Source organism: Streptomyces sp. XY006 (assembly GCF_002237655.1).
Classification (GTDB): Bacteria; Actinomycetota; Actinomycetes; order Streptomycetales; family Streptomycetaceae; genus Streptomyces; species Streptomyces levis.
Genome location: NZ_NOKT01000016.1, coordinates 39127 through 66123 on the forward strand (window position 1 = coordinate 39127; position 26997 = coordinate 66123).

Here is a 26997-nt window from a genome sequence, read left to right on the forward strand (position 1 = left end):
CGTCTACGCGCGTAGGAGTTAGAGTGCGGAAATGACGAGCCAGACCATCGCGAACACCCCGACTCCGGACCAGATCCGCCGGGCGCCCAAGGTTCTGCTGCACGATCATCTCGACGGCGGCCTGCGCCCCGCCACGATCGTCGAACTCGCCCGCGACACCGGCTACACCCAGCTTCCCGAGACCGACCCGGAGAAGCTCGGCGTCTGGTTCCGCGAGGCCGCCGACTCCGGTTCGCTGGAGCGATACCTGGAGACCTTCTCCCACACCGTCGCCGTCATGCAGACCCGTGACGCCCTGGCCCGGGTCGCTGCCGAGTGCGCCGAGGACCTCGCCGCGGACGGTGTCGTCTACGCCGAGGTGCGCTACGCGCCCGAGCAGCACCTCCAGGGCGGCCTGAGCCTCGAAGAGGTCGTCGAGGCCGTCAACGAGGGCTTCCGGGAAGGGGAGCGGCGGGCCCGGGAGAACGGGCAGCGCATCCGGGTGGGCGCCCTGCTCACCGCCATGCGGCACGCCGCCCGGGCCCTGGAGATCGCCGAACTCGCCAACCGCTACCGCGACCTGGGCGTCGTCGGCTTCGACATCGCCGGCGCCGAGGCCGGCTACCCGCCCACCCGGCACCTCGACGCCTTCGAGTACCTCAAGCGCGAGAACAACCACTTCACCATCCACGCCGGCGAGGCCTTCGGACTGCCGTCCATCTGGCAGGCCCTGCAGTGGTGCGGGGCCGACCGGCTCGGGCACGGGGTGCGGATCATCGACGACATCCAGGTGCACGAGGACGGCCGGGTCGAACTCGGGCGGCTCGCCTCGTACGTCCGGGACAAGCGCATCCCCCTGGAGCTGTGCCCCAGCTCCAACCTGCAGACCGGGGCCGCGTCCTCCTACGCCGAACACCCCATCGGGCTGCTGCGCCGGCTGCACTTCCGGGCCACGGTCAACACGGACAACCGTCTGATGTCCCACACCAGCATGAGCCGGGAATTCGAGCACCTTGTCGAGGCATTCGGTTACACGCTCGACGACATGCAGTGGTTCTCCGTCAATGCGATGAAATCAGCGTTCATTCCTTTCGATGAACGACTGGCCATGATCAATGACGTGATCAAGCCCGGATATGCCGAGCTGAAATCCGAATGGCTGTTCCGCCAGACCGCCTCCACCAGCGGTTCTTCACCCTCCGACGGCTGACCGGGCGGAAAGCGGCACACATTGCATACCGGCGGTGTTCACAATCCGTCCGCATTTCGATGTTTGCGGCGGGTGGCGCGGGGTGTCTACGGTCGCTGGACCGCTCACACACCCCGTCATCCCATTACGAGGACGCCTTTCATGAAGCAGTCTGCTGCCAAGTCCCTCGGTGTCGCCGCTCTCGGTGCCGCCTTCGCCGCCGCCGGTGCGGGCGCCGCCAACGCCGCCCCGGCCCTCCCGGACACCGCCCAGACGCTCGAGACCGTCACCACGGCGCTTCCGGCGGAGCAGCTCTCCCAGACGCTGCCGGGCTCGGCCGAGGCGCTGGGCCAGGGGCAGACGGCGGCCTCTGCCGGACTCGCCGCCGCCCAGCCGGTCGCCGAGCAGCTGCTGGCCGAGGGCCCGACCGGTCCCGCCGCCAAGCTGCTGGGCGGCCTCCCGGTGCAGGGCCTGCCCACGCACGGCCTGCCGGTGAACGGCGTCCCGGTCGGCTGACCGCACGCCCAGGCGGACCCACACGCCGACGGGGCGCACCCCTGGACACGGGGTGCGCCCCATCGGCGTTCTCGCGCGGGTGCGTCACCAGGCGGTCTGCGCCTTGCTCTGCGTCCCGCTCTCCGAGGGCAGCAGGATCCACAGGGCGATGTAGAGCAGGAACTGCGGGCCGGGCAGCAGACACGAGACCAGGAAGATCACCCGCATCGTCGTCGCGGAGGTGCCGAAGCGCCGTGCCAGTGCGGCGCACACTCCGCCGATCATGCGGCCGTGGGTGGGGCGGGCGAGGCGGGACATGTGCGACTCCTTCAACGTCGGTGTGCGTGAGGCCTCTCGTCCGAGTACCCCATCTGCACTCCACGCTACGGAGACGAAGGCGGCAAAACGTCGCTCCACGGGGCGATCCCGACCCTGGGAATCGTCGGGGTCCGACCCTGAGCCGGCTCCTCCGCGGGCAGGGGCGCGCGGGGCGGGCGGACGGTGGCGCGACGGCGCAGCCAGGAGCGGCCGGCGGGCACCAGCGCGAGATGCGCGAGGGCGACGCCCGCGGTGTTGAGGAACAGCGAGTCCACGTCGACGACCTGGCCGGGGACGCCGGTCTGCAGCAGTTCGATGCCGAGCGACAGCAGGGCGCCGGCCGCGACGGTGCGCAGCAGGGACACCAGGGGCGAGACCAGCAGCCGGCCGCTCGCCATCGGCAGCAGCACGCCCAGCGGGGCGAGCAGGGCCAACTGCTCGCCGATGGGGCGGACCGCCCCGGGCCAGCCCAGGGCCAGGTCGGCCCGGATGCCGGCGAAGGGCCGCAGATTGGCGGGCATCACCCAGGGCACGTCCAGCGGTCGCAGCGTCAACCAGGCGACGAACGCGAGATGCGCGACGAGGAGGACACCTCCTGTCACCCGGACACGGAACGCGGCGCTGCCGCCGATGGAGCCTTGACGCTGCACGCCCCCCTAGACGCCGCCCGTGGCGGGAACGGTTCCGGGAGGGGCCCCGGGAGGCCGGTGAGGCATGCGCCACAGCCGGCCCGCGTCACTCCGCGGCGACCTCCTTGGAGGGCGGTTCCGTGCTGCCCGGGCGGGACCGCACCTCGTCGGTGCACTCGTAGCGGCGCGGCGGTTCGGCGCCCGGGCCCGCCAGGACCACGGAGCCGTCGCCCTCGGCGGCCGCCGAGTCGGAGAACGTGCAGACGATCTGCGCGAGGGCGTACGAGGTGAGGCTGTCCGGCGCCGTGCCGAGCCGCAGCGTGTCCTCCGGGTCGCCGGGCCGGGGCCCGCCCACCGCGATGCCACCGCGGACGTCCGTGCTGTACCCGGCCTCCTTCTCGGCGGGCGACGGCGGCTGCGCGAGCTCGTCCAGCAGGCCCTGCGCGACCAGGACGCGCCGCTCGGAGTCGGCCGCGCCGTCCGGCACCCGTACGGTCCGGTCGACGGTGACGAGCTGGGAGCCGCACAGCAGGAACACCTGCACCGGCAGCCCGCGGGCCGCCTGCGTCGACACGTCCGGCTCGGCGAGCGAGCACTGCACCCGCGAGGGAGCGGGCCCGAAGTTCGTCGGCACCTCCGTGGCCCGGATCCCGCACCCGGCCAGCAGCAGGGCCAGCACGGACAGCCCGGCGACCCGTGAGCGTCGTACGGTCATCAGGCGTCCCCCTTCGCGTCCTCGCCCGTGCCGTCCCCGGGCCCGTCCCCGTTCCCGGCGGGCTGCTCCCCGGGTTCGGAGGAGTCGCGGGGCAGGCGCAGGGTGAACACCGCGCCGGAGTCGGGCGAGTTGGCCGCAGTGATCTCGCCGCCGTGGATGTGGGCGTTCTCCAGGGCGATGGACAGGCCGAGGCCGCTGCCCTCGGAGCGCGGCCGGGAGGCGCTGGCCTTGTAGAAGCGGTCGAAGACGTGCGGCAGGACGTCCTCGGGGATGCCGGGCCCGTGGTCCTGCACCTCGATGACGAGCGAGTCGTCCTCCTCACGGACGGACACCCGCACCGGGGAGCCGCCGTGCTTCAGCGCGTTGCCGATCAGATTGGCCAGGATGACGTCCAGCCGGCGCGGGTCCAGCCGGGCGTGGATGCCGCGCTCGGCGTCCAGCTCGACCGCGTCCAGCCAGGCGCGGGCGTCGATGCAGGCGGTGATCTGGTCGGCGATGTCGACGTCGTCCAGGACGAGCCGGGCGGTGCCCGCGTCGAAACGGGTGACCTCCATCAGGTTCTCGACCAGGTCGTTCAGGCGCCGGGTCTCGCTGACGACGAGCCGTACGGCCGGCTCGATCATCGGGTCCATGCTCCCGGTCTCCGCCTCCAGCTCCTCCTCCAGCACCTCCGTGACGGCGGTGATGGCGGTCAGCGGCGTCCGCAGCTCGTGGCTCATGTCCGCCACGAACCGCCGGGAGGCCTCGTCCCGCGCGGCCATGTCGGCGACCCGCTTCTCCAAGGCCTCGGCCGCGTTGTTGAACGTCCGTGACAGATCGGCCAGTTCATCGGTCCCGGAGACCCGCAGCCGGGTGTCCAGCTTGCCCTCGCCGAGCCGCCGGGCGGCCGCCCCGAGCCGCTGCACCGGCTTCAGCACGGTCGTCGCAGCGGCCTGGGCGAGCAGCGCCGAGCCGATCAGGGCCAGGGCCGTGGCGATCCCCAGCGACCAGGCCAGCGAGTTGAGGTCCTTGGCCTCCGGCTCCAGCGACTTGAGCATGTAACCGGTCGGGCCGCCGCCGATCACCCGCGTGCCCGCCACGAGGTAGGGGGTGTCGTGGTCGACTATCCGCTGCCAGTACAGGTGGTGCGGGTGCTTGTCGGCCCCGTCGGCCTTCTGCGTCTTGTTCACCGCCGTGCGCAGCGACACCGGCACGTCCCGCAGCGAGAAGCCGCTCAGCCCGCCGGAGCTGCCGTAGACGGTCTTCCCGTCGGCGTTGCGGGCCACCAGCAGCACGCTGAAGCGCTGGTCGCTGCCGGCCATCTGGCCCGCCGTGTGCTGCAGTTCGTCCTGTGTCGGCTGCTCGGGCAGCGCGCTCGCGCGGTTCTGCATCTCCTGCTCGAAGTCCCGCAGGACGGCGTCCTGGGTGCGGGTGAGCACGGCCTCGCGGTTGAGCCAGTACGCGATGCCGGACGCCGACACGGCCGCCGTCAGGGCCACCAGGCCGAAGACGAGGACCAGCCTCAGCCGCAGGCTGGTGAAGCGCAGCCGCGACAGAACTCCCTTGCGTGCCGCGGTCCAGCCGCGGGTCCCCCCCGGGTCCTGCTGGGTCACTGAGGCGGATCCAGCCGGTAGCCGACACCCCGCACGGTACGGATCAGCGTCGGGGACGACGGCACGTCCTCGACCTTGGCGCGCAGCCGCTGGACACAGGCGTCCACCAGCCGCGAGTCGCCCAGGTAGTCGTGCTCCCACACCAGCCGCAGCAGCTGCTGCCGGGACAGCGCCTGCCCCGGCCGCCGGCTCAGCTCCAGCAGCAGCCGCAGCTCGGTCGGCGTGAGCTGGAGGTCCTCGCCGTTCTTGGTCACGGTCATCGCCGAGCGGTCGATGACCAGGCTGCCGAAGGTCGCGGCGTCGTTGGACTCCCGCTCGCCGCGCCGCAGCACGGCCCGGATCCGGGCGTCCAGCACCCGCCCCTGCACCGGTTTCACCACGTAGTCGTCGGCGCCGGACTCCAGCCCGACCACCACGTCGATGTCGTCGCTGCGCGCGGTCAGCAGAATGATCGGCAACTGGTCCGTGCGCCGGATGCGCCGGCACACCTCGAACCCGTCGATGCCGGGCAGCATCACGTCCAGCACGATCAGATCCGGCCGCTGCTCGCGCAGCAGCTTCAGACCGTCCTCACCGCTGGCAGCGGTCGCCACGCGGTGGCCCTGGCGCGTCAGAGAGAGCTCCAGGGCCGTCCGGATGGCGTCGTCGTCCTCGATCAGCAACAGGGAAGGCACGGGCTCATTCTGGCCCATGGAGGGCTCGGGGTTCGACCGGTGGGCCCGAGAGGATCCCGCCGGTACCCCCGAACCCTGTGGACGAGGTGTGTTCGTGCGGTGGCCGACCCCTGTGACAGGTCTGTGACAGTCGGCGGACACGGCGATGAAAGTGCCGCGGCAAGCTTTTCGGCACAGGCAAGGAAGCCCGCCCGACCGGCGGGCCGCACACCGGAAGTCCACGACGGGGGGCGCGAGATGAACACGCTGCACGGCACCAGCACCAGCGCAGTGATCACGCGTCTGCACGACGTGCACCGGGGTGGGGAGAAGTCCGGTGCCGATGGGGGTCCCTCCCGCGCGAGCGGTTTCGAGCGTGGGGGAGGGCGGGGGTGCGCTCGCGGCACCGGGCGTCAGCACACCGGGTTCATGACGGTGGTTGACGCACACACGGGGGAGAACAAGGGGACGGGGGCGGTTCACGGGGGAACCGCGTACGGGGAGGACTCGGGGGAGCGCCGTTCGCTGACCGAGGCGGAGTTCACCGCCTACGTCCAGGAGCGCCGCGCCTCCCTGTACGCCACCGCCTACCACCTCACCGGCGACCGCTTCGAGGCCGAGGACCTGCTGCAGAGCGCGCTGTTCTCGACCTACCGGGCGTGGGACCGCATCAGCGACAAGGCCGCGGTCGGCGGATACCTCCGCCGCACCATGACCAACCTGCACATCAGCGCCTGGCGGCGCCGCAAGCTCAACGAGTACCCGACCGAGGAACTGCCGGAGACGCCCGGCGACACGGACGCGATGCGCGGCACCGAGCTGCGCGCGGTCCTGTGGCAGGCGCTGGCCCGGCTGCCCGAGCTCCAGCGCACCATGCTGGTCCTGCGCTACTACGAGGGCCGCACGGACCCGGAGATCGCGGAGATCCTCGACATCAGTGTCGGCACGGTGAAGTCCAGCATCTGGCGGTCGCTCCGCCGGCTGCGCGAGGACGAGGTCCTCAGCTTCGGCCGTGACGAGGAGGACGCCTTCGGCGAGCTCGTCGCCTGAAGGCTGGGGGGGAAGCACCACAAGAGGGGGCCCACGGGGGATCTGTGGAGACGCTGGGGGGCGTCTCCCCAGGAGAGTGGGGACACGGGGGGCACGGGGGAAACGGGGAGCGGGACTGGAGGGCCGGGGGGTCCGTCCAGTCCCGCTTTCGTGTGCGTACCTCCGCTCGGGCCGCTCGGGCGCTCCGGGGGCGCTCAGGCCGCCGTGCGCAGTCCCGCGCAGCGGCCCGCCGCCGCGTCCGCCAGCCGGCCCATCGCCTCGTCGCGGTCGCAGGCGTACGCGCCCAGCGCCGTCTGGCGGGCGACGATCGAGCGCTCCTGCCGCATCAGGCGCCAGCCGCGGCGCAGCAGGAACGGCACCGACTTGCGGCCCTCGCGCAGATCCCGCAGGAAGCGGCGGCGGAAGGTCTTCACCGGGCCGCGGCTCAGACAGAGCGCGTCGGCGAGGACGCCCAGCTCCCGGCAGCGCGTGACGATCTCGGCGGCGAAGATGCCCTCGGCGATGAACAGCGGGGTCCGGCCGATGTCGACCGTCTCGGCGCCGGTCCGGGCGCTGAGCGAGAGGTCGTAGACGGGGATGTCCGTGCGGCCCGTGCCGCACAGCTCGACGATGGCGGCCACGGCCGCCTCCGCGTCCCAGGACTCCGGATGGTCCCAGTCGATGTCGGAGCTCCCCGCCACCAGGGGCAGTGTCGGGTCGTCGCCCTCCTTGTAGAAGTCGTCGAGCCGCAGCACCGGCAGGCCGGAGCGGGCCGCGAGGAGGGACTTGCCGGAGCCGGAGGGGCCGCAGAGCAGCACGACTCGCGTGGGTATGGGCAGAGGGGAACTCACGGGACACCAGTGTGAGGCATCCATCGGGCGCCGTACGACCCCGCGGGTCGGCTTTGATGCGCGCGCCACACCTCAACTACCCTTCGCGTTGATTCGGTTACCGAGTGCATCAGAAGGTGGCAGCGATGGCCCGACACGACTCCCCCAAGAAGCCGACCGCCCGGCGCGCTCTGGCCCTCCTCGCCACCGCGGGGGCGGCGCTGGGCGCGGGCACGACGACGGCCGCGGCGGACACCGCGTCCCTCCTCGGCGTGGTCAACACGCGGCCCACCGACCTCGGCCGCATCGACCCCCAGTCCGGCCTCCAGGCCACGACCGGCACGCTCGGCTACGTCACCGGCCCGGTCGCCGGTCTCAAGCCCAACCCGCTCGCCGGCACGGGAGTCGACCCGCTCGACAACGGCGTCGGCACCCAGCTCGCCGACTTCAAGCCGATGACGTCCCAGGCGCTGACGGGGCCGGTGGCGCAGGCGCAGTCGATCGCGGGCATCCCGGTGGTGGGGCAGGCCGCGGGGCTGCTGTCGCAGCAGTAGGCACGCGCACGGAAGAAGCCCCGGCCCTCCCGGACGGAGGAGGGCCGGGGCTCCGGCTGTGCGGGCTCCTAGTAGGAGGAGCCCGAGGCGCCCAGCGAACCCGTGGGGTGCCAGACCGTCTTGGTCTCCAGGAACGCCGTCATGCGGTCGATGCCGGGCGTCCGCCCATAATCCACAGGCTGTGGACGCAGCACGCGCTTGAGGTTGTCGGCCGCGGCGATCTCCAGCTCCTCCGCCAGCACCTCGTCGGCGCCCGCGAGGTCGATCGCGTTGACGTCCTGGTGGGCGGCGAGCGGGGTGGCGATCTCCGCCGTGCGGCCCGACAGGACGTTGACCACGCCGCCGGGGACGTCGGAGGTGGCCAGCACCTCGGCCAGGGACAGCGCGGGCAGCGGGGCCTTCTCGCTGGCCACCACGACCGCGGTGTTGCCGGTGGCGATCACCGGGGCCACCACGGAGACCAGGCCGAGGAACGACGACTCCTGCGGGGCGACGATCGCCACCACGCCCGTCGGCTCCGGGGAGGACAGGTTGAAGAACGGGCCCGCCACGGGGTTGCCGCCGCCGACCACCTGGGCGATCTTGTCGGTCCAGCCCGCGTACCAGACCCAGCGGTCGATGGCCGCGTCCACCACCGCGGCGGCCTTGGACTTGCCCAGGCCCTCCGCGTCGGCCACCTCGCGCACGAACTGGTCCCGGCGGCCCTCCAGCATCTCGGCGACGCGGTAGAGCACCTGGCCCCGGTTGTACGCCGTCGCCCCGGACCAGCCGCCGAACGCCTTGCGCGCGGCGACGACCGCGTCCCGGGCGTCCTTGCGGGAGGACAGGGGCGCGTTGGCCAGCCAGTTGCCCTTTGCGTCGGTCACCTCGTACACCCGGCCGCTCTCGGAACGCGGGAACTTCCCGCCGACGTACAGCTTGTAGGTCTTGAAGACACTCAGCCGCTGCTGCTCGGACTTCTCAGACATCGAGGTACGCCTCCAGGCCGTGGCGGCCGCCCTCGCGGCCGAAGCCCGACTCCTTGTAGCCGCCGAACGGCGAGGTCGGGTCGAACTTGTTGAACGTGTTGGACCAGACGACGCCCGCGCGGAGCTTGTTCGCGACCGCCAGGATGCGCGAGCCCTTCTCCGTCCAGATGCCGGCGGACAGGCCGTACGGCGTGTTGTTGGCCTTGGCGACCGCCTCGTCCGGCGTGCGGAACGTCAGCACCGACAGCACCGGGCCGAAGATCTCGTCCCGGGCGACCGTGTGCGCCTGGGTGACGTTCGTGAACAGCGTCGGGGCGAACCAGTAGCCGCTCTCCGGCAGTTCGCAGGCCGGGGACCAGCGCTCGGCGCCCTCCGCCTCGCCCTGCTCGACGAGCGAGGTGATGCGCGTGAGCTGCTCCTCGGAGTTGATCGCGCCGATGTCGGTGTTCTTGTCCAGCGGGTCGCCGAGGCGGAGCGTGGACAGGCGGCGCTTGAGGGAGTCGAGGAGCTCCTCGTGGATCGACTCCTGGACCAGCAGGCGGCTGCCCGCGCAGCAGACCTGGCCCTGGTTGAAGAAGATGCCGTTGACGATGCCCTCGACGGCCTGGTCGATGGGAGCGTCGTCGAAGACGATGTTGGCGCCCTTGCCGCCCAGTTCGAGGGTGACCTTCTTGCGGGTGCCCGCGACCGTCCGCGCGATCTCCTTGCCGACGGCGGTGGAGCCGGTGAACGCCACCTTGTCCACGTCCGGGTGGGCGACCAGCGCCGCGCCCGTGTCGCCGAAGCCCGGAAGGATGTTGACGACGCCCTTGGGCAGGCCCGCCTGGCGGCAGATGTCCGCGAAGAACAGCGCCGAGAGGGGCGTGGTCTCGGCCGGCTTCAGGACGACCGTGTTGCCCGTCGCGAGCGCCGGGGCGATCTTCCACGCCAGCATCAGCAGCGGGAAGTTCCAGGGGATGACCTGGCCGGCGACGCCCAGCGGGCGGGGGTTCGCGCCGAAGCCGGCGTGGTCGAGCTTGTCGGCCCAGCCCGCGTAGTAGAAGAAGTGCGCCGCGACCAGGGGCAGGTCCGCGTCGCGGGTCTCCTTGATCGGCTTGCCGTTGTCCAGGGTCTCCAGGACGGCGAGCTCACGCGAACGCTCCTGGATGATCCGCGCGATGCGGAACAGGTACTTGGCGCGCTCCGAGCCGGGCAGCGCCGACCACTTCTCGAACGCCCGGCGCGCGGCTCTCACCGCGCGGTCGACGTCCTCGGAACCGGCCTGCGCGATCTCGGACAGGACCTCCTCGGAGGACGGCGAGACGGTCTTGAAGACCTTGCCGTCCGCCGCCTCGACGAACTCGCCGTCGATGAACAGGCCGTAGGAGGGCGCGATGTCGACGATCGAGCGGGACTCGGGGGCCGGGGCGTATGCGAAAACCGATGACACGTTGTCCATGTTCATGGGGCTCAGTCCACCGTCACGTAGTCGGGACCGGAGTAGCGGCCGGTGGCCAGCTTCTGGCGCTGCATCAGCAGGTCGTTGAGCAGCGAGGAGGCGCCGAAGCGGAACCAGTGGTTGTCCAGCCAGTCCTGGCCCGCCGTCTCGTTGACCAGCACGAGGAACTTGATGGCGTCCTTGGACGTGCGGATGCCGCCGGCCGGCTTCACGCCGACCTGGATGCCGGTCTGGGCGCGGAAGTCGCGCACCGCCTCCAGCATCAGCAGCGTGTTCGCCGGGGTCGCGTTGACCGCGACCTTTCCGGTGGAGGTCTTGATGAAGTCCGCCCCGGCCAGCATCCCGAGCCAGCTCGCGCGGCGGATGTTGTCGTACGTCGAGAGCTCGCCCGTCTCGAAGATGACCTTCAGGCGCGCGGACGTGCCGCAGGCCTCCTTCACGGCGGTGATCTCGTCGTACACCTTCAAGTATCGCCCCGCCAGGAACGCCCCGCGGTCGATGACCATGTCGATCTCGTCGGCGCCCGCGGCGACGGCCTCGCGGACGTCGGTCAGCTTGACGTCGAGCGAGGCACGGCCGGCCGGGAACGCCGTGGCCACCGAGGCGACCTTCACGCCGGAGCCGGCGACGGCCTCCTTGGCGACGGCCACCATGTCGGGATAGACGCAGACGGCGGCCGTCGTGGGCGTCGTGCGGTCGGTCGGGTCGGGCCTGACCGCCTTCGCGCCGAGCGCCCGGACCTTGCCCGGGGTGTCCGCGCCTTCCAGCGTCGTCAGGTCGACCATCGAGATGGCCAGGTCGATCGCGTACGCCTTCGCGGTCGTCTTGATCGAACGCGTGCCGAGGGAGGCCGCACGCCCCTCGAGTCCGACCGCGTCGACGCCCGGGAGCCCGTGGAGGAAGCGGCGCAGCGCGCTGTCGGACGCGGTGACGTCCTTGAGGGGGTGAGCTGCGGTGAGTGCAGAACTGGGCATGGTCACCAGACGAGCATATCTACGCGCGTAGCGGCTGTACAGCCCTCCGATTCTTCCCGGGACCCTCCTCGGGAGAGCCTCGGGCGGATGACCGAGCGCGGAACCGGTCCGGCAGAATCGAGACATGACGAGCCCCGAACCCCAGTCACCAGCGCCGCAGCCGTCGGAGGCCGAGTCCCGGGACCGGGTGTTCCGGTCGGTTCCGGCCATCGCCGGTGGCGTGATGCTGCTCGCCATCGCCGCGTGGATCGGCATCGACGCGGTGATCAACGGCGAGGGCCGCACGCCCTGGCTGGCGCTCGCCGTGCTGCTCCTCGTCGTACCGCTGGTCGTCGCCTTCACGCTGCGGCCCGCCGTGTACGCGGGGGACGACCGGCTGCGGATCCGCAATCCCTGGCGCGTCGTCGTGGTGCCCTGGGGCCGGGTCGCCTCCCTGCGGTCCGCCTACTCGAACGAGGTCCTCACCGAGTCCGGCGCGAAGTACCAGCTGTGGGCCGTCCCCGTCTCGCTGCGTGCGCGCAAGCGGGCCGCGCGGCGCGAGATGCGGGCGACGGCGCAGGCGCGGCGGCGGCTGGGGCAGGACGGGGGGCGCGGTGGCGCGCTCGGTTCCCGGTCCGGGGCCGGCGGCGGCTACGACGCGGGGCCCATGTCCGACGGGCCGGTGCGGGCCGAGACCGACCGGATCATGGACGATCTGCGCGCGCTGCACGAGGACCGGCGGGAGGCGGCCTCGGCGCAGGGCGAGGTGACCGTGCGGTGGGCCTACGAGATCCTGGGCCCGGCTCTCGCCGGGGCGGTGCTGGTCCTGATCCTGGTGGCGGTGGGCTGACGGGTCTGGCGGGGCGGGTGGTCCCGGAAGGGCCGAGTGGTCCTGGAAGGGCCGGGCGGTCCGGAGGGCCGGGGGGCCTGGCGGGGCGGGCGGTCCGGAGGGCCGGGCGGTCCGGAGGGCCGGGGGTCCTGGCGGGGCGGGTGGTCCCGGAGGGGCCGGGTGGTCCGGAGGGCCGGGGGTCCTGGCGGGGCGGGTGGTCCCGGAGGGGCCGGGTGGTCCGGAGGGCCGGGGGTCCTGGCGGGGCGGGTGGTCCCGGAGGGGCCGGGTGGTCCGGAGGGCCGGGGGTCCTGGCGGGGCGGCCCAGGCGCTTTCGCGTTCCGGTGCTGAGGCTCTGAAAGGGGCCGGGGCGGGCCCCGGTGGGTCCGCCCCGGCGGGTGGTCCGGCGTTCGGGGCGCTCGGTGGTGAGCCGGGCGCCCCTTGTGTCAGATGCCCGCGGCCGTCGACAGGTCGCGCTTGATCGACTCCAGTACCTCGGTGGCCTGCGCGCGGGCCGCGGGGAGGCCGGCGTGCGAGGCGACCGGGACGACGACCTCCAGGTAGCACTTCAGCTTCGGCTCGGTGCCGCTCGGGCGGACGATGACCCGGGCGCCTTCCAGCGTGTAGCGCAGGCCGTCCGTGGGCGGGAGGGTGTCCGTGCCCTGGGTGAGGTCGTCGGTGCGCGTGACGGGCAGGCCCGCGAGCTCGGTCGGGGGCTGCTCGCGCAGGCGGTTCATCGCCGCCGCGATGAGGGAGAGGTCCTCCACCCGGACCGACAGCTGGTCCGTCGCGTGCAGGCCGTGCTCCACCGCCAGGTCGTCCAGCAGGTCGAGGAGGGTGCGGCCCTCCTCCTTCAGCTGCGAGGCCAGTTCCGTGACCAGGAGCGCCGCCGTGATGCCGTCCTTGTCGCGGACGCCGTCGGGGTCCACGCAGTAGCCGAGGGCCTCCTCGTAGCCGTAGCGCAGGCCCTCCGCGCGGGCGATCCACTTGAAGCCGGTCAGCGTCTCCACGTGGCGCAGGCCCGCCTTCTCGGCGATCCGGCCGAGCAGGGACGACGAGACGATCGACTCCGCGAAGGTGCCCCTCGCGCCGCGGCGGACCAGGTGGGCGGCGAGGAGCGCGCCGACCTCGTCGCCGCGCAGCATGCGCCAGTCCGAGCCGTCCTGTACGGCGACGGCGCAGCGGTCCGCGTCCGGGTCGTTGGCGATGATCAGGTCCGGGGCGGTCTCGCGGGCCTTGGCGAACGCCAGGTCCATCGCGCCGGGCTCCTCCGGGTTGGGGAACGCGACGGTCGGGAAGTCCGGGTCGGGCTCGGCCTGCTCCGCGACGAGGACCGGCTCCGGGAAGCCGGCCCGGGCGAAGGCGGCCAGGAGGACGTCCTTGCCGACGCCGTGCATCGCCGTGTACACCGTACGGGCGGTGCGCGGGGAGCCCTCGGCGAGGACGGCGTCCGTGCGGGCGAGGTAGGCGTCGAGGACGCTGTCGTCGAGGGTGTCCCAGCCCTCGGTGGGGCGGCGGACCGTGGTGAGGGAGGGGACGGCGGCGATTTCCGCGGCGATGTCGGCGTCCGCCGGCGGGACGATCTGGGAGCCGTCGCCGAGGTACACCTTGTAGCCGTTGTCGCGGGGCGGGTTGTGGCTGGCGGTGACCTCCACGCCCGCGACCGCGCCGAGGTGCCTTATCGCGAAGGCGAGCACCGGGGTGGGGAGGGGGCGGGGGAGGATCGCCGCGCGCAGGCCGGCGCCGGTCATGACCGCGGCGGTGTCGAGGGCGAAGTCGCGCGACTTGTACCGGGCGTCGTAGCCGATGACGACGAGGCCGGCCGTGTCGTCCCCGTGCGGGACGCCCTGCTTCTTGAGGTACGCGGCGAGGCCCGCGGCGGCGCGGATGACGACCGTGCGGTTCATGCGCATCGGGCCGGCGCCCAGTTCGCCGCGGAGGCCGGCGGTGCCGAACTGGAGCGTGCCGCTGAAGCGGGCGGCGAGCTCGGCGTGGTCCCGGGCGTCGATGAGGCCGGCGAGCTCGGCGCGGGTGTCCGGGTCGGGGTCCTCGGTGAGCCACGCCTGGGCCTGGGCGATGAGTTCCTCGTGCACGGTGTGGTGTCAGCCTCTCCGGTGTCGTGGGTGGGCGAGTGTGGGTGGGGGGCGCGTCTTCGCCTGAGGGTGGGCGGTGGGCCGGGGCCGCGCCGGGGGTGCCCGTCGCCTCCCCCCCCGTCCTCGGAACGGCGCGACGGGGTTGCGTACCGACTAACCCTTCGTCGACGCGCCAACCGCTGCGGGCGGACACCCCCCGGCACGTCCCCTTCTCGCCGTACGGGAGTGCGGGAGCGTGCGGGAGGGCGCCACCGCGGCTGCCTGGACTTACAGGCGGCCCAGGACCTGTGCCAGCAGGGAGCCCATCCGGGTGGCGCTGTCGCGGCCCGCCTGGAGGACCTCCTCGTGGTTCAGGGGCTCGCCCGTCATGCCCGCGGCGAGGTTGGTCACCAGGGAGATGCCCAGGACCTCCGCGCCCGCCTCGCGTGCGGCGATCGCCTCCAGAACCGTCGACATGCCCACCAGGTCCGCGCCGATGACACGGGCCATGCGGATCTCGGCCGGCGTCTCGTAGTGCGGGCCGGGGAACTGGGCGTAGACGCCCTCCTCCAGCGTGGGGTCGACCTCCTTGCACAGGGCCCGCAGGCGCGGGGAGTACAGGTCGGTGAGGTCGACGAAGTTGGCGCCGATGATGGGGGAGGTGGCGGTGAGGTTGATGTGGTCGCTGATCAGGACCGGCTGGCCGGGGCGCATGCCCTCGCGCAGGCCGCCGCAGCCGTTGGTGAGGACGATCGTCTTGCAGCCGGCCGACACGGCGGTGCGGACGCCGTGGGCGACGGCGGCGACCCCGCGGCCCTCGTAGTAGTGCGTGCGGCCCAGGAAGACCAGGGCGCGCTTGTTGCCGATCCGGTAGGAGCGGATCTTGCCGCCGTGCCCCTCGACCGCCGGGGGCGGGAAGCCGGGCAGTTCGGTGACCTGGAGCTCGGCCTCGGGGGCGCCCAGGGCGTCCACGGCCGGGGCCCAGCCGGAGCCCATCACGAGGGCGACGTCGTGGGTCTCGGCGCCCGTGAGTTCGCGCAGGCGGGCCGCGGCGGCGTCGGCGGCCGCGTGGGGGTCGCCCTGGATGTCGTCCGGAAGAAGAGATGCGTTCACGCCGACGAGGGTAGCCGGTGAATGCCTACGCGCGTAGATGGTGGAGCTGACGGGGTGGCGATCGTTGTCTTGTCGTTTCCGACGAGGCCGTCCCTCAGCAGGGGCGCTTGCGCAGTTCCATGACGTAGTCGTGCGGGGCGCCGGCCGACTCCGCCGCGTCGGCGATCTCGCCCAGGTAGCGGGCGGAGGGCAGGCCGCCCTCGTACGCGTTGAGGGTGAAGGCCCAGGCGGACTCCTCACCGTCCAGGGTGTGCACCCGTACGCGCGTGCGGCGGTAGATGTCGAGGCCCACGCCCTCCCAGCGGTCCAGCGACTCCTCGTCCATGGGGGCGATGTCGTAGAGGGAGACGAAGACCTGGCTGAGGGGGTCCTCCACGATCGTCGGCAGGGCGCCCTCCCAGCCCATGTGCTCGCCGCCGAAGGTCAGTCGCCATCCGTTCAGCCAGCCGGTGGCGCGCAGCGGCGAGTGCGGGGCGCGGCGGGACATCAGCCGCGCGTCGAGGTTGCCGGCGTACGCGGCGTAGAGCGACATGGGGAGAGGGTACGGCAGGCCGTACGGCGTCACTCCCGTAACAGAGCCGCCCCGGGGCGGTGGCGCGCCGGGGGGTGCGGGACAATGGAGTACGTGACTCGGATCGTGATCATCGGTGGCGGACCCGGCGGATACGAAGCGGCCCTGGTGGCCGCTCAACTCGGCGCGGAGGTGACCGTCGTCGACCGCGACGGTCTGGGCGGGGCGTCGGTGCTGACCGACTGCGTGCCGTCCAAGACTCTGATCGCCACGGCCGAGGTGATGACCACCTTCGACTCCTCCTACGAGGAGCTGGGCATCATCGTCGCCGACGACACGCCGCACATCGAGCAGGCCGCCCGGGTCGTGGGCGTCGACCTGGGCAAGGTCAACCGGCGTGTGAAGCGGCTCGCGCTCGCCCAGTCGCACGACATCACCGCCTCCGTGACGCGGGCCGGGGCGCGTGTCCTGCGCGGGCGCGGGCGGCTGGAGGGCATGCAGGCGCTCGACGGGTCGCGCAAGGTCGTGGTGAGCGCCGCCGACGGGACCGAGGAGACCCTGACGGCGGACGCGGTGCTCATCGCCACCGGCGGGCACCCGCGGGAGCTGCCCGACGCCCGGCCGGACGGCGAGCGGATCCTGAACTGGACCCAGGTCTACGACCTGAACGAGCTCCCCGAGGAGCTGATCGTGGTCGGGTCGGGTGTGACCGGCGCCGAGTTCGCCGGTGCCTACCAGGCGCTGGGCTCGCGGGTGACGCTCGTGTCGTCGCGGGACCGGGTGCTGCCCGGCGAGGACCCGGACGCGGCCGCCGTGCTGGAGGACGTCTTCCGGCGGCGCGGCATGAACGTCATGGGGCGGTCCCGCGCCCAGTCCGCCAAGCGGGTCGGCGACCGGGTCGAGGTCACGCTGGCCGACGGGCGGGTCATCACCGGCTCGCACTGCCTCATGGCCGTCGGTGCCGTGCCCAACAGCGAGGGCATGGGGCTGGAGGAGGCCGGTGTCCGGCTGCGCGAGTCCGGCCACATCTGGACCGACAAGGTCTCGCGCACGACCGCTCCCGGCGTGTACGCGGCCGGTGACGTGACCGGGGTCTTCGCCCTCGCGTCCGTGGCCGCCATGCAGGGACGCATCGCCATGTACCACTTCCTGGGCGACGCCGTGGCCCCGCTGAACCTGAAGACCGTCTCCTCGAACGTCTTCACCGACCCGGAGATCGCCACCGTCGGCTACACCCAGGCCGACGTCGACGCCGGGAAGATCGACGCCCGGGTGGTGAAGCTGCCGCTGCTGCGCAACCCGCGCGCCAAGATGCAGGGCATCCGCGACGGCTTCGTCAAGATCTTCTGCCGACCGGGCACCGGCATCGTGGTCGGCGGTGTGGTCGTGGCGCCCCGCGCCTCGGAACTGATCCACCCCATCTCGATCGCGGTCGACAACAATCTGACGGTCGAGCAGATCGCGAACGCCTTCACCGTCTACCCGTCGCTGTCGGGCTCGATCGCCGAGGTGGCACGGCAGTTGCACACGCGGAAGATGAACGGCGACGGCTGAGGCCGAAACCGGCTCCTCGCTGGTCACGTGGAGTGTTCGACCATGCGTACGGCATAACCGGGGCGACTAGGCTCTATACCACTTCGGGCTGCTCGGTGCGAACATCTTCTGCTATTCAGCGCAAACTGCTGAAAGCAGACGGTCGCTGGCGTTACTGTCAGTTTCGTGTTCGCTGCAGAACGTCGCCAATTGATCCTCGAAATGGTGCGAGCGAACGGGGCCGTGTCGCTCCGTGAGCTCGCCCGCGTCGTCCAGACCTCCGAAGTGACCGTACGGCGGGACGTGCGCGCGCTGGAGGCAGAAGGACTCCTCGACCGCCGGCACGGCGGTGCGGTACTGCCGGGCGGTTTCACGCGGGAGTCCGGCTTTCCGCAGAAGTCCCATCTCGCGACCGCCGAGAAGACCGCCATCGCCGACCTCGCCGCGAATCTCGTGGAAGAGGGGGAGGCGATCGTGGTCGGGGCGGGTACGACGACCCAGGAGCTGGCCCGCCGGCTCGCCCGGGTGCCCGGCCTGACCGTCGTCACCAACTCGCTGCTCGTGGCGCAGGCGCTGGCCCACGCCAACCGGGTCGAGGTCGTGATGACCGGCGGTACGCTCCGCGGTTCGAACTACGCCCTGGTGGGCAGCGGAGCCGAGCAGTCCCTGCACGGGCTGCGCGTGTCCCGGGCCTTCCTGTCCGGGAGCGGGCTGACCGCCGAGCGGGGGCTGTCCACGTCCAACATGCTGTCGGCGTCCGTCGACCGGGCGCTGGTGCAGGCGGCCGCGGAGGTCGTGGTCCTCGCGGACCACACCAAGCTCGGGACGGACACGATGTTCCAGACCGTGCCGACGGACCTCATCACCCGCCTCGTGACGGACGAGCCGCCCGCCCACGACGACCGTGCGGCCACGGAGCTCCAGGCACTGGCCGACCAGGGCGTGCAGATCACCGTGGCCGGGGGGCAGGGGGGTTCCGCGGGGTCGGCAGGCCCCGGGGGTGATGCCGTCCCGGCGCGTCAGCAGCGCCGGGATGTGCCGTTGCCCGGGCCTCGGCGGCAGGTGCCGGGGGGTGGGGGTGGGTTGCGGTCCACGTCGATGCTCGGGGAGCAGGGGCCGGGGCCGGGGGCTGAGCGGGCTCGGGTGGCGGATCTGCGGCGGCGGTGAGTGCCGCGGTGGGTTGAGGGGCTGTGCGTGGTTCGGTGCTCGGCGTTGCTGCCGAGGTCGGGGCGTTGCGCAGCCCGGCGGTGCGGGGTGCCTCCCCCAAGCTCTTCGAGCAGGGGGTACCCCCAGCGCCCACCCGTGCCGCCCCTGGGGGTACCTCCCAGGCCGTTCAGGCACTGGGGGAGGCACGACTGCCCGCAGCTTGGTAGGGGTAGCAGAGCGGCGCGGCCCCTGAGGGGCCGCGCCGTATGCGTTGGGCTGTGGGTCAGTCCTTGATTTCGCAGATCGGGGCGCCCGACGTGACCGACGCGCCGATTTCCGCCGACAGGCCCTTGATCGTGCCGGAGCGGTGCGCGTTGAGGGGCTGCTCCATCTTCATGGCCTCAAGGACGACGATCAGGTCGCCCTCCTTGACCTCCTGCCCCTCCTCGACCGCGACCTTGACGATCGTGCCCTGCATCGGGGAGGCGAGCGTGTCGCCCGAGGCGACCGGGCCCGACTTCTTCGCCGCGCGGCGCTTGGGCTTGGCGCCCGCCGCGAGGCCCGTGCGGGCCAGCGACATGCCCAGCGAGGACGGGAGGGAGACCTCCAGGCGCTTGCCGCCGACCTCGACGACCACCGTCTCGCGGCCCGGCTCCTCGTCCGCCTCGGCGTCGGCCGGTGCGGTGAAGGGCTTGATCTCGTTGACGAACTCGGTCTCGATCCAGCGGGTGTGGACCGTGAACGGGTCCGACGAGCCGGTGAGCTCGGGCGCGAACGCCGGGTCCTTCACCACCGCGCGGTGGAACGGGATCGCCGTGGCCATGCCCTCGACCTGGAACTCCTCCAGCGCACGCGCGGCCCGCTGCAGGGCCTCCTTGCGCGTGCGGCCCGTGACGATCAGCTTCGCCAGCAGGGAGTCCCACGCCGGGCCGATGACCGAGCCGGACTCCACGCCCGCGTCCAGGCGGACGCCGGGGCCGGACGGCGGGGCGAAGGTGGTGACGGTGCCCGGCGCGGGCAGGAAGTTGCGGCCCGGGTCCTCGCCGTTGATGCGGAACTCGAACGAGTGACCCCGCAGCTCCGGGTCGCCGTACCCGAGCTCCTCGCCGTCGGCGATGCGGAACATCTCGCGCACCAGGTCGATGCCGGCGACCTCCTCGGTGACCGGGTGCTCCACCTGGAGGCGGGTGTTGACCTCCAGGAAGGAGATCGTGCCGTCCATGCCGACGAGGAACTCGACCGTGCCGGCGCCGACGTAGCCGGCCTCCTTCAGGATCGCCTTCGAGGCGCGGTACAGCTCGGCGACCTGCTCCTCGGAGAGGAACGGCGCGGGGGCCTCCTCGACGAGCTTCTGGTGGCGGCGCTGCAGCGAGCAGTCACGGGTGGAGACGACCACCACGTTGCCGTGCTGGTCGGCCAGGCACTGGGTCTCGACGTGCCGGGGCTTGTCGAGGTAGCGCTCGACGAAGCACTCGCCGCGGCCGAAGGCCGCCACGGCCTCACGGACGGCCGAGTCGTACAGCTCCGGCACCTCTTCCAGCGTGCGCGCGACCTTCAGGCCGCGGCCGCCGCCGCCGAACGCCGCCTTGATGGCGATGGGCAGGCCGTGCTCCTCGGCGAAGGCGACGACCTCGTCGGCGCCGGACACCGGGTCGGGCGTGCCCGCCACCAGCGGGGCGCCCGCGCGCTGCGCGATGTGCCGGGCGGCGACCTTGTCGCCGAGGTCGCGGATGGCCTGCGGCGGCGGGCCGATCCAGATCAGCCCCGCGTCCAGCACCGCCTGGGCGAACTCGGCGTTCTCGGAAAGGAAGCCGTAGCCGGGGTGGATCGCGTCCGCGCCGGACTCCCGGGCGGCCTTCAGCACCTTCTCGATGTCGAGGTAGCTGGTTCCCGGGGTGTCACCGCCCAGGGCGAACGCCTCATCCGCGGCGCGGACATGCAGAGCGTCCCGGTCCGGGTCGGCGTAGACGGCCACGCTCGCGATCCCGGCGTCCCGGCAGGCCCGGGCCACGCGGACAGCGATTTCGCCACGGTTGGCGATGAGCACCTTGCGCACGATTGAGGCTCCCTCCTTGAAACAAGCCGAGTTTAGGGACTGCCGACACGGCACTTCGACCCGTCCCCAGTGGTGAGCTTGCCCACACGGAGCGTGATGCGAGGCCCGCTCGACCCGCGAAATCCCTTGTCGCACCGCGGTACGCAGTACTCCTCCGGCAAACCCTAGCCGTCCCCTGTGGTCAAGGTCTCTGTCATCACGTGCTGCGGGCCACTCCGTTTCTTTGTGGAGTCCCTACGAATGGCCCAATGATTCTTTGCCCGCCGCCGGACCCTTGTCCCGGGGTTTACCCGTTAGTAGCGTTCGCGCTGTCCCGAACGGAAGAGGGTGGGCGCGGTGGTGCGCAGGCCGGTGGCGTGGGTCGTGGCGGTGGTGCTGTTCGCCGAGGCGTTCGGCATCGCGGCGCTCAACTGGTTCCTGGGGGTCGTCGTCGACCGGCAGGACATGTCGCTGGCCGGGCTCGATCCGCACATGATGTCGGTGTCGTCGAAGATCGGCGGGGTCGCCTTCGGCCTCTACTTCGCGCTGTGCGGCCTGGTCGCCCTGCTCGTGGCGGTGCGCGACCGGCCCCCGGCGGGCTTCGGGCGGGTGCTGCTGATCAGCGCGGCGGTCGTGCACGCGCTGCTGGGCGCCTTCACCTGGGGGCTCGTCGGCTGGCCGGCGTTCCTGTTCATGGTGCTGGTGCTCGCCCTGATCGTGCTGCTGCTGATGACCTACGACCGTCCGGCCGAGCCCGCCGACGCGGCGCCCCGGTGCGGGGCGGGCGACGACGGGTCCCCGGTCACTTCTCCGCCGGCGCCCACAACTCCGTGATGCCGACGCCCAGTTCGGCCAGGAGCCGCCGGACCAGGGGCAGGCTGATGCCGATGACGTTGCCGTGGTCGCCGTCGATGCCGTCGATGAACGGGGCCGAGCGGCCGTCCAGGGTGAACGCCCCGGCGACGTACAGGGGTTCGCCGGAGGCCACGTAGGCGGCGATCTCCTCGTCCGTCGGCTCGCCGAAGTGGACGACGGTGGACGCGGTCGCGGAGACGTACCGGCCGGTGACCGTGTCGTAGACGCAGTGGCCGGTCTGCAGCGTGCCGGCGCGCCCGCGCATCGCCTTCCAGCGGGCGGTGGCCTCCTCGGCGTCGGCGGGCTTGCCGAGGGCCTGGCCGTCCAGGTCGAGCACGGAGTCGCAGCCGATCACCAGGGCGCCCTTGACGTCCGGCCGGGCCGCGACGACGGAGGCCTTCGCCTCGGCGAGGGCGAGCGCCAGTTCGGCGGGGGTGGGGGCGGTGACGGCGTCCTCGTCGACGCCGCTCACGATCACCTCGGGGGCGAGGCCGGCCTGGCGGAGCAGGCCGAGCCGGGCGGGGGACTGGGAAGCGAGGACGAGTCGGCGGCGCGGCTGGTCTGTCATGCGTTCAGCGTATCGGCGGTCCCGCGCTCCCTCACCTCACGCCGATCACGAGCATCACCAGCACCATGGCCAGGGCCAGGAGAACGCTCAGCCGCCGCAGCATGCCCTGCATGTCCCGCAGTTCTTCGGGCGGTTCGTTCTCGGGGTCGGACCACAGCATGAGTCCAGCGTGCGGCCTGGCGGGGCGGGGCGCCTGAGTAGGGGTACTCAAATCGGCGCCCCGCGTTCCGCCGTGCGCGGTTCCCGTGCCGCGGGGGCGAGAGGGCTAGCCCGGCCAGTACGTACGGCCCCACGCCGTCGGCCCCGGCTGGGGCAGGCGGTGGGCGGCGATGCGGGACGGGTCGGACCAGGAGTCGCGGGGCGTCGGCGCGCCGGGCGGCAGGGCGGCCGCCGCCGCGGCGCGGGCCCTGACCACCGCCAGGGCGGCGGCCAGCTCCTCCGGGGTCGGGTTGCCCCGTACGACCTTGATCGTCATATGGGCTCCTGGTGGCTAGAGGGGGATGTTGCCGTGCTTCTTCGGAGGCAGGGATTCCCGCTTGGTGCGCAGTTGACGCAGGCCCCGCACGACGTGCCGGCGGGTCTCCGACGGAAGGATCACGGCGTCGACGTAGCCGCGCTCGGCCGCGACGTAGGGGTTGAGGAGGGTGTCCTCGTACTCCTGGATCAGCCGGGCGCGCACCGCCTCCAGGTCCTCGCCGTTCGCCTCGGCCTCGGCGAGGGTGCGGCGGTGCAGGATGTTCACCGCGCCCTGGGCGCCCATGACGGCGATCTGCGCGGTCGGCCAGGCCAGGTTGAGGTCCGCGCCGAGGTGCTTGGAGCCCATGACGTCGTAGGCGCCGCCGAAGGCCTTGCGGGTGATGACCGTGATGAGCGGGACGGTCGCCTCGGCGTAGGCGTAGATCAGCTTGGCGCCGCGGCGGATGATGCCGTCGTGCTCCTGGTCGACGCCGGGCAGGAAGCCGGGGACGTCGACGAAGGTGAGCACCGGGACGTTGAAGGCGTCGCAGGTCCGCACGAAGCGGGCCGCCTTCTCGCTGGCCTTGATGTCCAGGCAGCCGGCGAACTGCATCGGCTGGTTGGCGACGATGCCGACCGGCCGGCCCTCGACCCGGCCGAAGCCGGTGACGATGTTCGGCGCGTACAGCGGCTGCGTCTCGAAGAACTCGGCGTCGTCCAGGACGTGCTCGATCACCGTGTGCATGTCGTACGGCTGGTTCGCGCTGTCCGGGACGATCGTGTCCAGCTCGCGGTCCTCGTCCGTGACCTCCAGCTCGGCCTCCTCGGGGAAGGCCGGCGGCTCGGAGAGGTTGTTGGACGGCAGGTACGACAGCAGCTGCTTGATGTACTCGATCGCGTCCTTCTCGTCGCCCGCCATGTGGTGGGCCACGCCGGAGGTCGCGTTGTGGGTGCGGGCGCCGCCCAGCTCCTCGAAGCCGACGTCCTCGCCGGTCACCGTCTTGATGACGTCGGGGCCGGTGATGAACATGTGCGAGGTCTGGTCGACCATCACCGTGAAGTCGGTGATGGCCGGGGAGTAGACCGCGCCGCCCGCGCACGGCCCGACGACCAGGCTGATCTGCGGGATGACACCGGAGGCGTGGGTGTTGCGGCGGAAGATCTCGCCGTAGGCGCCGAGCGAGGCCACACCCTCCTGGATGCGGGCGCCGCCGGAGTCGTTGATGCCGATGACCGGGCAGCCGGTCTTCAGCGCGAAGTCCATGACCTTGACGATCTTCTGCCCGTAGACCTCGCCCAGCGCTCCGCCGAAGACGGTGAAGTCCTGGGAGAACACGGCGACCGGGCGGCCGTCGACGGTGCCGTACCCGGTGACGACGCCGTCGCCGTAGGGGCGGTTCTTGTCGAGGCCGAAGTTGGTGGAGCGGTGCCGGGCGAACTCGTCGAGTTCGACGAACGAGCCCTCGTCGAGCAGGAGCTCGATCCGCTCACGGGCCGTCAGCTTGCCCTTGGCGTGCTGCTTCTCGACGGCGCGTGCGGAGCCGGCGTGCGTCGCCTCATCGATGCGGCGCTTCAGATCCGCGAGTTTGCCCGCGGTCGTGTGAATGTCAGGCTGCTGCTGCTCTTCCGGCTCGGACATCGGGATGCGGCTCCCTGCCTGCTCAAAAGGGGGGACGGTTACTCATCCGTAGAGTAGTGGGGGCCCTCCACATCGGCAGTGCGGCGTTTACCACACCTAGGGTGGCTTGCATGACGCCGCGAGATGCATCAGAGCCCAACGGAAGCCGCTGGTCCGATCTGGACCGGCCGCCCCTCAACGTCACCGCCCTGCGCCGCGGCCTGGTGCGGGAGGGGGGCCTGTGGTCGGGGGTGGAGGTCGTCCAGCGCACCGGCTCGACCAACTCCGACCTGGTCGCCCGGGCGGCCGGGGGCGAGGCCGTGGAGGGGGCCGTGCTGGTCGCCGAGGAGCAGACCGCGGGGCGCGGGCGCCTGGACCGGCAGTGGACCGCGCCGCCGCGCTCCGGCCTCTTCTTCTCCGTCCTGTTCACGCCGGGCGAGGTGCCGGTGGCGCGCTGGGGATGGCTGCCGCTGCTCACGGGGGTGGCCGTGGCGGCGGGGCTGGCGCGGGCGGCGGGCGTCGACACGGCGCTGAAGTGGCCGAACGACCTGCTGGTCACCGTGGGCGGAGAGGAACGCAAGGCCGGCGGGATCCTCGCCGAGCGGGCCGGTGACGACGGGGTCGTCATGGGAGTCGGCATCAACGTCACGCTGAAGGCGGACGAGCTGCCGGTGCCGACGGCGGGGTCGCTGGCGCTGGCCGGTGCCGTGAGCACGGACCGGGATCCGTTGCTGCGGGGCGTGCTGCGGTCCCTGGAGGAGTGGTACGGGAAGTGGCGTGCGGCCGGGGGCGACCCGAGCGCGAGCGGTTTGCAGGAGGCGTATGCCGCCGGATGCGCGACGCTCGGGAGGGTGGTGCGGGCGGAGTTGCCGGGGGACCGGGCCGTGGTCGGGGAAGCGGTGGCGGTGGACGGGGACGGGCGGCTGGTGCTGGCGACGGAGAAAGGGGTGCAGGAGCCGGTGGGCGCCGGGGACATCGTGCACCTGAGGCCGGCGTGACCTGAGACCGGACAGCGGCGCGGACGTCGAGTTTCCCGCGACGCCGGGCACCTCACCCTTCGGCTGAACCTGACGGAGTGAGCTGGCGCACACCTGCCGTAGAGTTGAGGCCGGTCGATACATGACCGTGACAGATCGGAAGGGCAGCACGCGTGACCGTCGACGACTCGGGCTCCGGCACGGACGCGCAGGGCGCCGACCCCGGCGAGGATCCGCTCGCCCTGCGGCTGGAACAGCTCATCCTGGGCGCCGAGCGCCGCTACACCCCGTTCCAGGCGGCCCGCAGCGCCGGCGTCTCCATGGAACTGGCCTCCCGCTTCTGGCGGGCCATGGGCTTCGCCGACATCGGCCAGGCCAAGGCCCTCACGGAGGCGGACGTCCTCGCCCTGCGGCGCCTGGCCGGTCTCGTCGAGGCCGGGCTGCTGAGCGAGGCCATGGCCGTCCAGGTGGCCCGCTCCACCGGGCAGACCACCGCGCGGCTCGCCGAGTGGCAGATCGACTCCTTCCTGGAGGGCCTGACCGAGCCGCCCGAGCCGGGCATGACGCGCACCGAGGTGACGTACCCGATCGTCGAGCTGCTCCTGCCCGAGCTGGAGGAGTTCCTGGTCTACGTCTGGCGCCGCCAGCTCGCGGCCTCGGCCGGACGCGTGGTGCAGGCCGCCGACGACGAGGAGATGGTCGACCGGCGGCTGGCCGTCGGCTTCGCCGACCTGGTCGGCTTCACGCGCCTGACCCGCCGGATGGAGGAGGAGGAGCTCGGCGAGCTGGTCGAGGCCTTCGAGACCACGGCCGCCGACCTGGTGGCCGCCAACGGCGGACGGCTGATCAAGACCCTCGGCGACGAGGTGCTCTACGCCGCCGACGACGCCGGCACGGCCGCCGAGATCGCGCTGCGGCTGATCGAGACCATGGCGCACGACGAGACCATGCCGGAGCTGCGGGTCGGCATGGCGTTCGGCACCGTGACCACCCGGATGGGTGATGTCTTCGGAACGACCGTGAACCTGGCCTCCCGGCTCACCTCGATAGCTCCCAAGGACGCCGTCCTCGTCGACACCGCGTTCGCCGAGGAGCTGATCCGCACCCAGGACGCCCCGGCCTCCGAGGCGGAGGCGGCCGAGGAGGCCGCGGCGGCGGAGAAGGAGGGCGAGGAGCCGCCGGTGTACCGGTTCGCGCTGCAGCCGATGTGGCAGCGGCCGGTGCGTGGACTGGGCGTCGTGGAGCCGTGGCTGCTCACCCGGCGGGACGGTGCGCCGTAGCCGCTGCCCGGTGTGCCGTGTCGGTGTGCCGTCGGTGCGCTGTCCGCGCGCCGTCAGCGGCGGCCGGCGGGTGAGTCCACGCACAGGCCGATGATCGGCACGCACAGGCCGGGGTCCTGCGGTTTCTTCGGTTCGTCCGGCGCTTCGGGCTGCTCGGGTGCCGGGGCGGGTGGTGTCCGGCTCGGGGCCGGGGGCGTGGTCGGGGCCGGGCGGGGTTTCTCGCCCCGGGGCGGCGGAGCCGGGGGGTTCGGCCTGTCGGGAAGGGTCGTGGTGCCGGGTCCGGGCGCCGGGGGCGTGTCCGTGGTCCCGCCGGGTCCGGTGGCTCGGCCGGGTCCGGTGGCCGGGGCGGACGGGGCCGGTCGTGCGTCCCCGGCGGCCGGTGACGGGGTGAGACCGCCGAGGGCCGTGGGCGACGAGGGACCCGCCTCGGGCGTGGCCGGGAGGGCCGCCGCCGTGCCCGGTGTCTCGTCCGTGCCGGAGACGACCGGGTCCGGGCGGGGCCCGGCCTCGACGCCGACGCCGCCCCCGCCGGTTCCCGAGGTCAGGCGGACCAGGCTCAGGGCGCCGGCGGCCAGGGCGAGGCCGCCGGCGGCGAGCAGGACCTTGCGGGGGCGGGGCTTGCGGTGCCGGCCCCGGGACCGAGGGGGGAGGGGCACCGTTTCCGC

General features: G+C 72.5%; 28 protein-coding genes. 10 read left to right on the plus strand and 18 right to left on the minus strand.

The genetic code is table 11. The annotated features are described in order from the left end of the window. Positions 1 to 31: 31 nt before the first annotated feature. Both CHR28_RS19685 and CHR28_RS19690 read left to right on the plus strand, forming a co-directional pair. Positions 32 to 1189 carry an adenosine deaminase gene (locus tag CHR28_RS19685; protein ID WP_094054968.1) on the plus strand — a complete coding sequence of 386 codons (1158 nt, stop codon included), beginning with the start codon at positions 32 to 34 and terminating at the stop codon, positions 1187 to 1189. A gap of 141 nt (positions 1190 to 1330) precedes the next feature. Further along, a complete protein-coding gene (locus tag CHR28_RS19690) occupies positions 1331 to 1684 on the plus strand; it encodes an ATP-binding protein (protein WP_094054969.1) in 354 nt (117 codons plus the stop codon). An 84-nt stretch (positions 1685 to 1768) separates the two neighbouring features. Here the strand turns inward: CHR28_RS19690 and CHR28_RS19695 are convergent, their stop codons facing one another. From CHR28_RS19695 to afsQ1, 5 genes are all read right to left on the minus strand, one after another. Further along, complete coding sequence (locus tag CHR28_RS19695) at positions 1769 to 1981, minus strand: PspC domain-containing protein (protein ID WP_094054970.1); 213 nt, start codon at positions 1979 to 1981, stop codon at positions 1769 to 1771. Positions 1982 to 2046: 65 nt separating this feature from the next. Beyond that, positions 2047 to 2631, minus strand: coding sequence for a VanZ family protein (locus CHR28_RS19700; RefSeq protein WP_094054971.1), 585 nt, complete (start codon positions 2629 to 2631; stop codon positions 2047 to 2049). A gap of 85 nt (positions 2632 to 2716) precedes the next feature. Continuing rightward, positions 2717 to 3325 (minus strand): hypothetical protein, encoded by a 609-nt coding sequence (locus tag CHR28_RS19705; protein WP_094054972.1) that lies wholly within the window; start codon positions 3323 to 3325, stop codon positions 2717 to 2719. Beyond that, positions 3325 to 4917, minus strand: a complete 1593-nt coding sequence (locus CHR28_RS19710; protein WP_094054973.1) for a sensor histidine kinase — start codon at positions 4915 to 4917, stop codon at positions 3325 to 3327. Before CHR28_RS19710 ends, CHR28_RS19705 begins: the two co-directional genes overlap by 1 nt. Further along, a complete protein-coding gene (gene afsQ1 / locus CHR28_RS19715) occupies positions 4914 to 5591 on the minus strand; it encodes a two-component system response regulator AfsQ1 (protein ID WP_010048893.1) in 678 nt (225 codons plus the stop codon). The genes CHR28_RS19710 and afsQ1 overlap by 4 nt, the downstream gene beginning before the upstream one ends. A gap of 237 nt (positions 5592 to 5828) precedes the next feature. On the opposite strand from afsQ1, the gene CHR28_RS19720 reads away from it, so the two are divergent. Further along, positions 5829 to 6620 (plus strand): SigE family RNA polymerase sigma factor, encoded by a 792-nt coding sequence (locus tag CHR28_RS19720; RefSeq protein ID WP_094054974.1) that lies wholly within the window; start codon positions 5829 to 5831, stop codon positions 6618 to 6620. A 194-nt stretch (positions 6621 to 6814) separates the two neighbouring features. Here CHR28_RS19720 and CHR28_RS19725 read toward each other — a convergent pair whose 3' ends face one another. Continuing rightward, positions 6815 to 7474 carry a uridine kinase gene (locus CHR28_RS19725; RefSeq protein ID WP_373453369.1) on the minus strand — a complete coding sequence of 220 codons (660 nt, stop codon included), beginning with the start codon at positions 7472 to 7474 and terminating at the stop codon, positions 6815 to 6817. A gap of 101 nt (positions 7475 to 7575) precedes the next feature. Between CHR28_RS19725 and CHR28_RS19730 the strand changes: the two genes are divergently transcribed. Further along, on the plus strand, positions 7576 to 7983 hold the full coding sequence (locus tag CHR28_RS19730; RefSeq protein WP_094054976.1) for a hypothetical protein: 408 nt from the start codon (positions 7576 to 7578) through the stop codon (positions 7981 to 7983). Positions 7984 to 8051: 68 nt separating this feature from the next. Here the strand turns inward: CHR28_RS19730 and CHR28_RS19735 are convergent, their stop codons facing one another. Genes CHR28_RS19735 through deoC form a run of 3 tightly spaced genes read right to left on the minus strand, consistent with a single transcriptional unit; the run spans position 8052 to position 11363 of the window. Beyond that, positions 8052 to 8951: an aldehyde dehydrogenase family protein gene (locus tag CHR28_RS19735; protein ID WP_094054977.1), complete on the minus strand. Its 900-nt coding sequence runs from the start codon at positions 8949 to 8951 to the stop codon at positions 8052 to 8054. After that, positions 8944 to 10380, minus strand: coding sequence for an aldehyde dehydrogenase family protein (locus CHR28_RS19740; protein WP_094055102.1), 1437 nt, complete (start codon positions 10378 to 10380; stop codon positions 8944 to 8946). The genes CHR28_RS19735 and CHR28_RS19740 overlap by 8 nt, the downstream gene beginning before the upstream one ends. 20 nt (positions 10381 to 10400) lie before the next feature. Beyond that, positions 10401 to 11363 carry a deoxyribose-phosphate aldolase gene (deoC, locus tag CHR28_RS19745; RefSeq protein WP_094054978.1) on the minus strand — a complete coding sequence of 321 codons (963 nt, stop codon included), beginning with the start codon at positions 11361 to 11363 and terminating at the stop codon, positions 10401 to 10403. Positions 11364 to 11487: 124 nt separating this feature from the next. On the opposite strand from deoC, the gene CHR28_RS19750 reads away from it, so the two are divergent. After that, positions 11488 to 12192 carry a PH domain-containing protein gene (locus CHR28_RS19750; protein ID WP_094054979.1) on the plus strand — a complete coding sequence of 235 codons (705 nt, stop codon included), beginning with the start codon at positions 11488 to 11490 and terminating at the stop codon, positions 12190 to 12192. A 422-nt stretch (positions 12193 to 12614) separates the two neighbouring features. Here the strand turns inward: CHR28_RS19750 and CHR28_RS19755 are convergent, their stop codons facing one another. The 3 genes from CHR28_RS19755 to CHR28_RS19765 all read right to left on the minus strand — a co-directional run bounded on the left by CHR28_RS19755 (position 12615) and on the right by CHR28_RS19765 (position 15885). Next, positions 12615 to 14261, minus strand: coding sequence for a phospho-sugar mutase (locus CHR28_RS19755; RefSeq protein WP_094054980.1), 1647 nt, complete (start codon positions 14259 to 14261; stop codon positions 12615 to 12617). Between the two features lie 267 nt (positions 14262 to 14528). Next, on the minus strand, positions 14529 to 15353 hold the full coding sequence (locus CHR28_RS19760; protein WP_020274367.1) for a purine-nucleoside phosphorylase: 825 nt from the start codon (positions 15351 to 15353) through the stop codon (positions 14529 to 14531). Positions 15354 to 15447: 94 nt separating this feature from the next. Next, positions 15448 to 15885 (minus strand): gamma-glutamylcyclotransferase, encoded by a 438-nt coding sequence (locus tag CHR28_RS19765; protein WP_031132788.1) that lies wholly within the window; start codon positions 15883 to 15885, stop codon positions 15448 to 15450. An 84-nt stretch (positions 15886 to 15969) separates the two neighbouring features. Between CHR28_RS19765 and CHR28_RS19770 the strand changes: the two genes are divergently transcribed. Together CHR28_RS19770 and CHR28_RS19775 are read left to right on the plus strand one after the other, a co-directional pair. Then, positions 15970 to 17418 carry an NAD(P)H-quinone dehydrogenase gene (locus tag CHR28_RS19770; protein ID WP_094054981.1) on the plus strand — a complete coding sequence of 483 codons (1449 nt, stop codon included), beginning with the start codon at positions 15970 to 15972 and terminating at the stop codon, positions 17416 to 17418. A 165-nt stretch (positions 17419 to 17583) separates the two neighbouring features. Then, positions 17584 to 18564 (plus strand): DeoR/GlpR family DNA-binding transcription regulator, encoded by a 981-nt coding sequence (locus tag CHR28_RS19775; protein WP_094054982.1) that lies wholly within the window; start codon positions 17584 to 17586, stop codon positions 18562 to 18564. Positions 18565 to 18826: 262 nt separating this feature from the next. On the opposite strand, the gene CHR28_RS19785 is transcribed toward CHR28_RS19775, so the two are convergent. After that, a complete protein-coding gene (locus CHR28_RS19785) occupies positions 18827 to 20599 on the minus strand; it encodes an acetyl/propionyl/methylcrotonyl-CoA carboxylase subunit alpha (protein ID WP_094054984.1) in 1773 nt (590 codons plus the stop codon). A 336-nt stretch (positions 20600 to 20935) separates the two neighbouring features. Here CHR28_RS19785 and CHR28_RS19790 point away from each other — a divergent pair, with 336 nt between their 5' ends. Beyond that, the gene (locus tag CHR28_RS19790) at positions 20936 to 21412 is read left to right on the plus strand and encodes a hypothetical protein (RefSeq protein ID WP_094055103.1); all 477 of its coding nucleotides are present in this window, start codon (positions 20936 to 20938) and stop codon (positions 21410 to 21412) included. Here the strand turns inward: CHR28_RS19790 and CHR28_RS19795 are convergent. The 4 genes from CHR28_RS19795 to CHR28_RS19810 form a co-directional block, all read right to left on the minus strand. Further along, a complete protein-coding gene (locus tag CHR28_RS19795) occupies positions 21381 to 22001 on the minus strand; it encodes a Maf family protein (protein WP_094054985.1) in 621 nt (206 codons plus the stop codon). The genes CHR28_RS19790 and CHR28_RS19795 overlap by 32 nt on opposite strands. A 31-nt stretch (positions 22002 to 22032) precedes the next feature. After that, complete coding sequence (gene mmpB / locus CHR28_RS38420; protein WP_094054986.1) at positions 22033 to 22161, minus strand: morphogenic membrane protein MmpB; 129 nt, start codon at positions 22159 to 22161, stop codon at positions 22033 to 22035. A 105-nt stretch (positions 22162 to 22266) separates the two neighbouring features. Beyond that, positions 22267 to 22476, minus strand: a complete 210-nt coding sequence (locus CHR28_RS19805) for an acyl-CoA carboxylase epsilon subunit (RefSeq protein ID WP_094054987.1) — start codon at positions 22474 to 22476, stop codon at positions 22267 to 22269. A 15-nt stretch (positions 22477 to 22491) separates the two neighbouring features. Beyond that, positions 22492 to 24096, minus strand: coding sequence for an acyl-CoA carboxylase subunit beta (locus CHR28_RS19810; RefSeq protein ID WP_094054988.1), 1605 nt, complete (start codon positions 24094 to 24096; stop codon positions 22492 to 22494). 110 nt (positions 24097 to 24206) lie between these two features. Here CHR28_RS19810 and CHR28_RS19815 point away from each other — a divergent pair, with 110 nt between their 5' ends. Both CHR28_RS19815 and CHR28_RS19820 read left to right on the plus strand, forming a co-directional pair. Beyond that, positions 24207 to 25073 carry a biotin--[acetyl-CoA-carboxylase] ligase gene (locus tag CHR28_RS19815; protein ID WP_094054989.1) on the plus strand — a complete coding sequence of 289 codons (867 nt, stop codon included), beginning with the start codon at positions 24207 to 24209 and terminating at the stop codon, positions 25071 to 25073. A gap of 152 nt (positions 25074 to 25225) precedes the next feature. Beyond that, a complete protein-coding gene (locus CHR28_RS19820; protein WP_094054990.1) occupies positions 25226 to 26332 on the plus strand; it encodes an adenylate/guanylate cyclase domain-containing protein in 1107 nt (368 codons plus the stop codon). A 53-nt stretch (positions 26333 to 26385) separates the two neighbouring features. Here CHR28_RS19820 and CHR28_RS19825 read toward each other — a convergent pair whose 3' ends face one another. Beyond that, a complete protein-coding gene (locus CHR28_RS19825; protein WP_094055104.1) occupies positions 26386 to 26988 on the minus strand; it encodes a hypothetical protein in 603 nt (200 codons plus the stop codon). Between the last annotated feature and the right edge of the window lie 9 nt (positions 26989 to 26997).